Origin of the sequence: Mesotoga sp. HF07.pep.5.2.highcov (genome assembly GCF_003666285.1) — a bacterium.
In the GTDB taxonomy this organism is placed as follows: domain Bacteria; phylum Thermotogota; class Thermotogae; order Petrotogales; family Kosmotogaceae; genus Mesotoga; species Mesotoga prima.
Genome location: NZ_JFHJ01000432.1, coordinates 1 through 9,467 on the forward strand (window position 1 = coordinate 1; position 9,467 = coordinate 9,467).

Consider the following 9,467-nt stretch of genomic DNA (forward strand, 5'->3'; position numbering starts at 1 on the left):
AATTTCTCTCAAGAGGAAGTAGATAAGATACTTGAAGGGGATCTAAGCATTGTGCCCGAAGCTGTAAACAAGGCCGAAGATCTCTCTGAAAACACGACATGGTTCATTACTCAGCTGATAAACTTTCCCAGGCAGTCGAAAGAGATCCTGCTCTTTGCTCTTAACGAAATGAAGAAGTACTACGAAGAATCCGGTCTGAGAAAAAAGAATCGCGATCAGATAGCCGAAAAACTAAAGCTCTTCGAAAATGATCAGTATAATCAAATTGCCGAGGGATTTCTTGATTTTTATGGCATTAAGGCAAGAGAAGACTTGCCGCTTCATCTCTTGTTTCAGAATACACTGAAGTATTCAGGGCTTAAGTTTGCAAGCTCCTGCAATACCCAGCTGATAGTATTCAGCGAGCACTTCAAGCAGATTGAAGAGATTATGAATCCATCGGTTACGGACAATACTCTCAGACTGTTTCTCAGAAATCTAGCCGATCAAACCAAGATGCAGATTTTGAAGTCGATATCCGAGGAACCAAAATACGTGGATGAGCTTGCAAAGCTCGTAGGGCTATCCAAAGCGACAGTATCCTACCACCTTTCGACTCTGTCCGAACTTGCCCTGGTTAAGAGCCGAAAAGATCACAGAAGAGTGTACTTCTCTTTGAATAAAGAGCGTCTCGAAAAAATTCTGAAAGGACTTGAGACGCTATACGATGAAGGTGAGAACTAATGGAAATAATCACCGGCTATTTCGAAATATACGATCTGACAATGGCCATTCAGTTTTCGCTGAACACTGGTCCTGTTGAGAAGGTACTCAAGACGCTCGGGGTTGATTATGAACCCTCTTCTCAGCTCTTGGAATTCAGGGAAACACTTCTTAAGGATGAAGAGTGGTCAACGAGGATGTATATAACCTTTATGAACGAACTGGGTGTTATGGCTCCCATCCTCTTCCCAATAAGGCAGAAGCTTCAAGACGGTATGCAGGTGACAATTGAGGAAAGCCTTAATGTAACGGAAGAGGGAATCGAGTTGATAAGAGACCGTTTCATCCAGGTATTTGCAGATAGAAGGCTCAAGATTTCCCATGATGAGCTGAATCGTATGATAAGCGAGGAACCGCAGAAGGTCTCAAAGGCCATAGAGGCAATAGGCGGTGTAAGCCCGGATACTGTCTGGTTTGTGCACCAGCTACTCTTCTTTCCGAAGACGGCGATGGATTTCCTTTCCTCCAAGACGATGAAAATCTTAAACTATTATGAAGGAAGCGGTTTAAGAGACCTCAACACTCGGCTCGTAAAAGGATACATAGAGAGTAGTTCGTCACAGAAGATCAAAGACGCCTTCTCGAACTATCTCGACTATTACGATATCGTACTCGACGAGACGAAACCTGTATACATAACTCTTCAAAACTCGGTACCTCATACAAACTCTGGCCTAATGACATATCCGACCTTTCATCTTCTGATAATGGGTCTTGAAGAGGTTACCGAAGATTTCTCGGGCAGAATCCCGCAGGAAGTCAGGCTACGGAGTCTTCTTAAGGTGCTTTCCGACGAGACCAGATTCAAGATCCTGAAGAGACTCAGCAAGGAACCGGCTTTACAGAAGGACCTCGTTGAATTCACAGGCCTCGCCAAGTCTACCATTTCCTATCATATGGGACTTCTGTTCAAGTCATCGTTGATCGACGTTGATCCATTCAGCAGCATAATCTGTGTGAGAAAAGAGACTGTACGGAGGGCAGCAGCCGATATCAGAAATCTTTTGAATTTGAGGGATATGAAATGATTAGAGCAGTAATATTCGATATGGATGGCGTGATAATCGATTCCGAAAAGCTCTATAGAAGGGCCTGTACCGAACTGGTTTCGGAGCTTGGTGGAAAGATAAGTGATGAGCTCTTCGAGAAGCAGATGGGTCTTAAAATGTCTCAAACTCAGAGAGTAATTGTTCAGACTGCCGGTCTGGATATGGAGCCTGAGGAATTTGGCAGAAGGTACATGGAAAGGTATCTCGAACTTGCCAGAGAGACCGTGGTTCCAAATATCGGATTGATTGAGCTTCTTGATTTTCTTTATGGAAAGGTAGAACTGGCGATTGCATCGTCGACGGAGAAGTCCGCTGTTGAAGAGTTGATGAAGAAAATAAACGTGCTCGAATACTTCTCGGTAATCGTCGGGGGAGATGAAGTTAGGGAATCTAAGCCATCGCCGATGATCTATCAAAGAGCTTCGCGGCTTTTGGGAATTGCCCCGGAGGATTGCATTGTTATTGAAGACTCGCCAAACGGCATTAGAAGCGGTTTCATGGCCGGAATGGAGGTTCTTGGGGTAAGGCACGAGGAGAACATAGACCTTGATTTGTCGCTTTCAAAACATGTGTTCGATAATCTGAACGGGGTTAGAGAGTATTTGGAAAAGAGGTTCGATAGTTTAATTTAATCGAAGAGAATTTTCTCGAGTTGTTTTGAGCTTTTTATTTCCACGGAATTTCTATCTGGCATGAAGATGATTCCATCCTTCCGCAGTTCAGAAAAGTTTCGAGAAACGGCTTCTCTTGTTGATCCAAAAAGGTTTGCGAGTGTCTTCTTGGTATGAGGAAGTTCAAATGAATTGCTTCCCTTTTCAAGAGATAGTTCCAGAAGGTAGCTTGCCAGTTTCTTCTTGACGGTTGATAATGAAAGCAATTCAATGATATATGAGAGATTCAGTGTCTTTTCGGAAATGCTCTTTAGGTAAGAGAACAGAAAACGCTTGTTTTTGAAAGCATATAGGAGAGCTCTCTTCGGAATGCTTAGTATTTCCGAATCCTCTTCCGCGAAGACATGTGAGGCGCACTTTCTTCCAGCGAACGCAAGCGCTTCTCCAAAAATCTGGTTCTTTTCAATGTAATTGATAGTCTGTTCACGACCAGAGGGCAATACCTTTGCAATTCTTAACCTGCCCTTGAGAACTATACAAAGTGAATCGCAAAGATCATCTGGAGTGTAGATCACCTGATCGGGCTGGAACCTGACAGTTCGCGAAGCCGAAAGAACTTCGCTTTTTTCATCACTGCTCAAATCGTTGAAGAGATCTACTGTGTCTAACATCTATTCGCCAACCCTGTACCAGTACTGATATTCTTCTCGAAAGCCGATCTTAGAATAGAGACTTATCGCGCTCTCGTTGGGTTTGTCAACCTGCAGATAGGCTGTCTCTGCTCCCCGTTGCCTACCAAGCTCCAAGAGTTTTTCGGTTATCTCTCTCCCGTATCCTTTTCGCCGTTCCGATTCTCGCACCGCTATTCCGAAGAGTCCCACGTGATTGCTTTCTATTACTGCAAACCCGCAACCAACTGCGATTCCTCTTTTTCTAAGGATGATGAAGGGGCTGCCAGGAAGAAGCATAGAAAGTAGTTTTCTTGCCCAGGCTTGATTTTCTCTTGCCCTGCTATTCAGAGAGAAGAAGAGTTCGAGCCATTCCTCCTCGGGCCTTGAAGCGACATCGGCGTCTGAAAGATCGTGGGGTTCACTGCCTATCGCTCTCGTCATTACCAGTGCTCTATCCCTTTCTTCAAACCCCATCTCTTTGAGGACACTGTTCAGTCCTGCAGGCTTTGAGTCCGCGGTGAGCTTGAACATCGTCCTTAACCCCTTTGACTTATAGAACCTGCTAGCCTCTTCGATCTTTTGCTCTAGAGGTTCGAACCCATCGTAGATAGGATAGACGGAGTTTGACCTGTTTGTATATCCGCCTGCGTATCTCAATACCCAGCCATCAAGGAACTTTGTGTAACCGGCTGGCCAGGAGTTTAAGGAGATCTCTTCAAGCCTACGAATTCTGGACATATTACCTCCGATCATAATTCTTACCCACCGATTCCGGGGCAGAAAGCAAACTCTCTTGCTGTACAAAAACGAACATCCTGATTTTAGTGGCGCATATGAAAAAGCAAAATCCTCCTACACAGAACCGTACGAAAGAGCGAGAGCAAATTCAATCGGGGAAGTGCTTGAGAGGTGTGACTCTTTCAAAATACTTCTCATTGCAAGCAACGCTTCGATCCAGAATCTGTCTTAAGCATTCCCGTGAGTAAACTTACTGATGCTTTCCAGTATCGGTTCAATAGCTTTCCTGCTTGTGAAATCTACTGCCGTACTGTAAGCCGCCAGCATCCCTCTTTCATCGTCGGAAAGCTCTTCTCCGCGTCTCTTCTTTCCTTTGAGTTTACTCTTCAATAGAATCATCAAAATCTTATCTACGAGTCTCAATCTCTTGAAGTCAAATCCGCCCCTCAAATGGAAGAACTCAATCTTCTCGACAATTTCAGGCGAGAAGTTCTTTGCCTTTATGTCTTCGATAACCTCTGATCTCGCTGGAGAAGCTCCCACGGAGAAGATAATTACCTTCTTATTCTCGAAAGATTTGAAATTCTCTTTTATTGTAGACAATCCACTGATGCCAGTGGCATAGAGTGATCCGCCGAATACGATGCAGTCGTAATCCTTAAGTCTTTCAAGATCGACATCTTCAATATCAAAGAGATCGCCGTGGAGCTCTTCTGCAATCCATTCTGCATATTTCTTCGAACTTCCATATCTAGTTTTGTAAAGGACTACTGTTTTCGACAAGCTCTTCTTTTCCTTCTCCTGAACTGAAGACTCCACAGCTATTTTAACAGTATTTTGGGATTACTGCGTAAAGATCATAAAGCTCGTTCGACAGGACAAGGAGTCAATTTCTCTATTTGGATTTAAATGCATGAACTTGTTATCCAGAGTATTCTAATGTAAAATTGAGACTCTTACCTAACTATGCGGGAGGCTTGCTATGATTCGAAAATTCATGGCCTATTATCGGCCACATCTAGGGCTATTTTTACTGGATATGGCATGTGCTTTCATGATTGCTGGAATCGATCTGGTTTTTCCTAGATTCACTACATTGGCCCTGGATGATTATATCCCTTCGGGTAACATGAGAGGTATTGTGATTATCGCCGCAATAATGGCGTTTCTCTTTGTCTTGAGAGCCGTCTTCAATTACGTTGTCAGTTACTGGGGTCACGTTGTCGGGGTAAGGATGGAGTACAACATGAGAAAGGATATTTTCTCCCACCTGCAGACGCTATCTTTTAGTTATTTCGACAAGGTGAGAACCGGGAAGATCATGTCGAGAATAGTGAACGATCTTCGAGAAATCACGGAGCTTGCACATCACGGCCCCGAAGATGTCTTCATTTCTACTGTAACGTTGATCGGAGCCTTCATAATCTTAATGCAGAACGACTGGAGACTCACTCTCGTTGTCTTTGCCTATATACCTTTTATGGTCTGGTATGGAGTGAGAAAGAGACAGAAGATGGCAAAGGCATTTAGATTGGTGAGAAAGAAGATAGCGAACGTCAATGCACAGCTTGAGAACAGTATTTCTGGTATTAGAGTCGCTCAGTCATTCACCAATGAAGAATTCGAAAAAAGTAAATTCGATCTTGGCAACCAGGAATTCAAGGAATCCAGGCAGTTCGCCTTCAAGTCGATGGCCGAGATGACGACCGGTGTCGACCTGATGATGAACATGTTGAAAGTTACCGTTCTGGCTTTCGGGGGATATCTTACTTACTCAGGCGAGATAACCGTCGGAGCCTTTGTAGCTTACTTTCTTTACGTTGATCTATTTCTCCAGCCGATAAGAAGGCTTATGCAGTTTGCTCAGCAATATGAAGACGGAATGTCAGGTTTTGAAAGGTTCGTTGAAATAATGGAAACGAAGTCAAGCATCACAGATTCGCCGGATGCAGTTGAACTAAATGGTGTCAGGGGAGATATAAGAGTTGAGAAGGTCTCTTTCGCCTACGACGGAGGTGAAAACGTACTCACCGATATAAATCTCCATATTCCTGCCGGTAAGATGGTGGCTCTAGTCGGCCCCTCTGGTGGTGGAAAAACAACACTTTGCCATCTTATTCCTAGATTCTATGACGTTAAGAGTGGACGGATCACCGTTGACGGAGTGAATATTCGTGACGTTACCATTCACTCCTTAAGAACCCACATCGGTATTGTTCAACAGGATGTCTTTCTCTTTGCAGGAACAATTAGGGATAATATTGCTTACGGTAAGGGCGACGCTACAGACGAAGAGATAATTGAGGCTGCAAAGAGAGCGAATATTCATGATTTCATCATGAGTCTCGAGAACGGATACGATTCTTATGTTGGTGAAAGAGGAGTAATGCTTTCCGGAGGTCAGAAGCAGAGAATATCAATCGCGAGGGTCTTTCTAAAGAATCCTCCCCTTCTAATTTTAGATGAAGCCACTTCTGCGCTGGATAATGAGACTGAGCTGAAGATCCAGGAGTCTCTAGAAGCCCTTTCGAAAGGACGCACAACACTTGTAATTGCCCACAGACTTTCCACAATTAAGAACGCCGATGAGATAGTTGTGATAACGAACAATGGAATCATAGAAAGGGGCTCTCATGACGAACTCCTCGAGAAGGGCGGACATTACGCGGGGCTTTATAGGGCTCAGTTCAAGGGGTATATACCGGATATGTGATCTCTCCAGTAGATACTCCCGTAAATATCGGGAGGGTTGAGAGGGGTCAAAAAAAAGGCATGTTCATCAATGGCTTTGGAATACTCTGAATTAGCAGATGGAAGACTCTCTTGAAAGTCTCTCAGTTCTATGTCAGCCTGCGCCTTCCGAGCGCAAAATTTCAATTCGTGAAGTGAATTATGAAAATTCATTCTCCCGTTTGTTTGCCACCACTTGAGATCAAAGGTTTCGCGATCCGGCTCCAAGAGGTGTATTCCATTTTCAAACACGAATAAGTCTTTAGCTGTAGGGTTATCCACTTGAGGATTATTTGTTATACTTAGGCTGGTCTTGGATCTGTGGAGGGACGCATATGGACATAGAGAATGATTTTCTATTCAGATGGTACGAGCGGCAATTACTTGTTGAGGGAATGACCAGGTCGTTCCTGCTGAGATTGGCCGAGGAGACATTTGGTCATCTATGGGGCGCGACTGAGGAACTTACCGCCGAACTCCTAATTAGAAGTGGTCTTTCCGGAATCACTAGAGATTTTCCAAGGCACAGAATTCTCCCCTTTTATTCGCCTCTGATTTACAGGCAGAAAGAGACCATGGAATTCAGAGATGGAGACGATTTCAAAATCGAGGAAGATTGTGGAAAGAGAATTGTAAGCTTTCCACACACTCTGTCGATTATGTTCTCACCTTTGATAGCCGGAAAGGTTTTTTCCTGGCTCATGAATGGAAGCAACGAGATCGGTCCCATTTGTGATCTCCCGTTAGATTTGCAGAGGGCGTCCAGAAAGGGAAGAGTGATGGTTGTTGGTGCCGGCGGATTGGGCTGCCCATTGATAAAAATCTTGCTGGATAACGGAATTGATGACATATGTATCATCGAACCGGGTGAAATTAAACTTAACAATTTACACCGACAAATATTGTACGATTATGGAGATGTTGGTCTTTCAAAAGCGAGTGTAATTGAAAAAAAGATTGCACAGCGGTACAGTGGCGTTCGGGTCAAGATCCGTAAAGAAAGTTTCGATCCAACCCTCATCAAGACTGAAAAACCCGACGTAGTTGTCAGCTGCGTTGACAATTATGAGGCTAGGTATCTGATAAATGATTCCTGCTACCGCAACTGTGTTCCCTTTGTCGATTCGGCCGTAGAGAATTTTGGCGGATATGCGATGTTTAGAGATAAAAGAGTGCCTTGCTACAGGTGTTTCATGGGCGACAACAGAAAGGATACGGGGGCACAAAAGGGGATACTGACTTTTGTAAGCTATTTTGGAGGCATGTTAGAGGCGGCCATGGTGTTGACTTTTCTGAATACCGGAATGTGTGGAGACGATGTTTTCTGGTTTGACCTGAGAAAGGGTAAATTCGAGAGCATTTCCTTTGAACGACGTGAAGGTTGTCCCGTCTGTTCTTCAGCCAAGAGGTGACGAAGCTTGGAAGTAGTCTATGGAAACAATCGATGGAGTTTCGACAGAGATCTTACCTTCAGTGAACTGATAGAGGAAACACAGCTTGGGTCTGTCTCTCCTCTTGTTCTGGTAGACGGAAGATTTGTCGGTGAAGATGAGCTGATCTCGGCAAAGTCGAGGGTTCTCATAATCGTTGCAGCCAATGCAGACCAAACGGGCGCATAGTAACGCATACTCACGTATAAGCTCACAAAATCCCTTCTTTTGGTCTTCATCGTTTCGTGGCGGAATTAGGTTTTTTTGTAGGGATCCTCTTTTAAATGTAGAATTTTAAAGGATAGTTGGAATATATATGGAGGTGGAGAAATTGGAAAGAAAAAAGGTTTTGATTCTCGGCGCTGCCGGAAGAGACTTTCATAACTTCAACACTTACTACAGAGACAACGAAGAGTTCGAAGTAGTAGCTTTCACGGCGACTCAGATACCTGGAATCGATGGAAAAAAGTATCCTGCGGAACTCGCAGGCAGACTCTATCCAAATGGCATTCCGATAGTTCCGGAAGAAGAATTCGGCAAATTGATCGACGAGCACAAGATCGATCAGGTCGTTCTCGCATACAGCGATCTTCCACATCAATATGTCATGGAGAGGGCGGCAATAGCAAACGCACACGGTGCGGATTTCATTCTTCTTGGGCCCAGCAAGACAATGGTTAAGTCCTCGAAACCGGTAATCTCTATCTGCGCAGTTAGGACGGGCTGTGGAAAGAGCCAGACAACCAGAAGAGTGCTCGACATCCTGAGAGCCAAGGGGAAGAAGGTTGTCTCTATCAGACATCCGATGCCTTATGGAGATCTCGTGAAACAGAAGGTCCAGAGATTCGCCGATTATTCGGATCTAGATAAACACGAATGCACTATTGAAGAGAGAGAGGAATACGAACCTCATATAGATCGAAATGCCGTTATATATGCCGGGGTCGACTACGAAGCGATTCTCAGAGAAGCTGAAAAAGAGGATGTAGACGTAATAATATGGGACGGCGGAAACAATGATTTCTCATTTTATAAGACAGATCTGTATATAACTGTAACCGATCCTCATAGAGCCGGTCACGAGACTACATACTACCCGGGATTCACGAATCTTATGATGGCCGATGTAGTTGTTATAAACAAGGAGGAGACGGCTTCTCCAGAAGATATCGACATCGTCCGAAGGAATATTGCGAAATTCAATCCCGATGCCATTGTAGTTGACGGTGCTTCACCGATAACCATTGAGGGAGGCAAGTCGTCCGAAATAAAGGGCAAGAGAGTTCTCGTCGTAGAGGATGGCCCGACCCTGACCCACGGTGGAATGAAGTACGGTGCGGGATGGGTAGCGGCTAAGAAGTTTGGTGCATCCGAGATAGTTGATCCAAGGCCTTATGCAGTAGGATCACTCGTTTCAACATATGAAAAGTACAACCACCTGGATCAGATCCTTCCAGCGATGGGATACGGTGAGAA

At 44.4% G+C, this 9,467-nt stretch carries 10 protein-coding genes; 7 read left to right on the forward strand and 3 right to left on the reverse strand.

Features of this window, described 5'->3' with window-relative positions; genetic code table 11:
* From BG32_RS09055 to BG32_RS09065, 3 genes are all read left to right on the forward strand, one after another.
* Window positions 1-723 (forward strand): helix-turn-helix transcriptional regulator (locus tag BG32_RS09055; RefSeq protein ID WP_147434910.1); only part of this gene is annotated, 723 nt, incomplete at its 5' end.
* Window positions 723-1,790 (forward strand): helix-turn-helix transcriptional regulator, encoded by a 1,068-nt coding sequence (locus BG32_RS09060; protein ID WP_006488286.1) that lies wholly within the window; start codon window positions 723-725, stop codon window positions 1,788-1,790. The genes BG32_RS09055 and BG32_RS09060, both read left to right, overlap by 1 nt.
* Window positions 1,787-2,443 carry an HAD family phosphatase gene (locus BG32_RS09065; protein WP_006488284.1) on the forward strand — a complete coding sequence of 219 codons (657 nt, stop codon included), beginning with the start codon at window positions 1,787-1,789 and terminating at the stop codon, window positions 2,441-2,443. Before BG32_RS09060 ends, BG32_RS09065 begins: the two co-directional genes overlap by 4 nt.
* Here the strand turns inward: BG32_RS09065 and BG32_RS09070 are convergent.
* The 3 genes from BG32_RS09070 to BG32_RS09080 all read right to left on the reverse strand — a co-directional run bounded on the left by BG32_RS09070 (window position 2,440) and on the right by BG32_RS09080 (window position 4,614).
* Complete coding sequence (locus tag BG32_RS09070) at window positions 2,440-3,093, reverse strand: Crp/Fnr family transcriptional regulator (RefSeq protein WP_014731332.1); 654 nt, start codon at window positions 3,091-3,093, stop codon at window positions 2,440-2,442. The genes BG32_RS09065 and BG32_RS09070 overlap by 4 nt on opposite strands.
* Entirely contained in the window at window positions 3,094-3,831 is a 738-nt protein-coding gene (locus BG32_RS09075) for a GNAT family N-acetyltransferase (RefSeq protein ID WP_236609138.1), read from the reverse strand. It abuts the gene before it with no gap.
* Window positions 3,832-4,059: 228 nt separating this feature from the next.
* Window positions 4,060-4,614 (reverse strand): flavodoxin domain-containing protein, encoded by a 555-nt coding sequence (locus BG32_RS09080; RefSeq protein ID WP_257212150.1) that lies wholly within the window; start codon window positions 4,612-4,614, stop codon window positions 4,060-4,062.
* 199 nt (window positions 4,615-4,813) lie between these two features.
* Here BG32_RS09080 and BG32_RS09085 point away from each other — a divergent pair, with 199 nt between their 5' ends.
* From BG32_RS09085 to BG32_RS09100, 4 genes are all read left to right on the forward strand, one after another.
* Window positions 4,814-6,544 carry an ABC transporter ATP-binding protein gene (locus BG32_RS09085; RefSeq protein WP_121526715.1) on the forward strand — a complete coding sequence of 577 codons (1,731 nt, stop codon included), beginning with the start codon at window positions 4,814-4,816 and terminating at the stop codon, window positions 6,542-6,544.
* A 352-nt stretch (window positions 6,545-6,896) separates the two neighbouring features.
* Complete coding sequence (locus BG32_RS09090) at window positions 6,897-7,973, forward strand: ThiF family adenylyltransferase (protein WP_099773127.1); 1,077 nt, start codon at window positions 6,897-6,899, stop codon at window positions 7,971-7,973.
* A 6-nt stretch (window positions 7,974-7,979) separates the two neighbouring features.
* Window positions 7,980-8,180, forward strand: coding sequence for a hypothetical protein (locus BG32_RS09095; RefSeq protein WP_006488272.1), 201 nt, complete (start codon window positions 7,980-7,982; stop codon window positions 8,178-8,180).
* Window positions 8,181-8,322: 142 nt separating this feature from the next.
* Window positions 8,323-9,467, forward strand: a 1,145-nt coding sequence (locus BG32_RS09100; RefSeq protein ID WP_121526716.1) for a cyclic 2,3-diphosphoglycerate synthase, incomplete at its 3' end; no start/stop codon positions are given.

Excerpts from the sequence above, each read along its gene's own strand:
- BG32_RS09060 (WP_006488286.1), top strand. The coding sequence starts at position 723 with ATGGAAATAATCACCGGCTATTTCGAAATATACGATCTGACAATGGCC.
- BG32_RS09065 (WP_006488284.1), top strand. The coding sequence starts at position 1,787 with ATGATTAGAGCAGTAATATTCGATATGGATGGCGTGATAATCGATTCC.
- BG32_RS09070 (WP_014731332.1), bottom strand. The coding sequence starts at position 3,093 with ATGTTAGACACAGTAGATCTCTTCAACGATTTGAGCAGTGATGAAAAA.
- BG32_RS09075 (WP_236609138.1), bottom strand. The coding sequence starts at position 3,831 with ATGTCCAGAATTCGTAGGCTTGAAGAGATCTCCTTAAACTCCTGGCCA.
- BG32_RS09085 (WP_121526715.1), top strand. The coding sequence starts at position 4,814 with ATGATTCGAAAATTCATGGCCTATTATCGGCCACATCTAGGGCTATTT.
- BG32_RS09090 (WP_099773127.1), top strand. The coding sequence starts at position 6,897 with ATGGACATAGAGAATGATTTTCTATTCAGATGGTACGAGCGGCAATTA.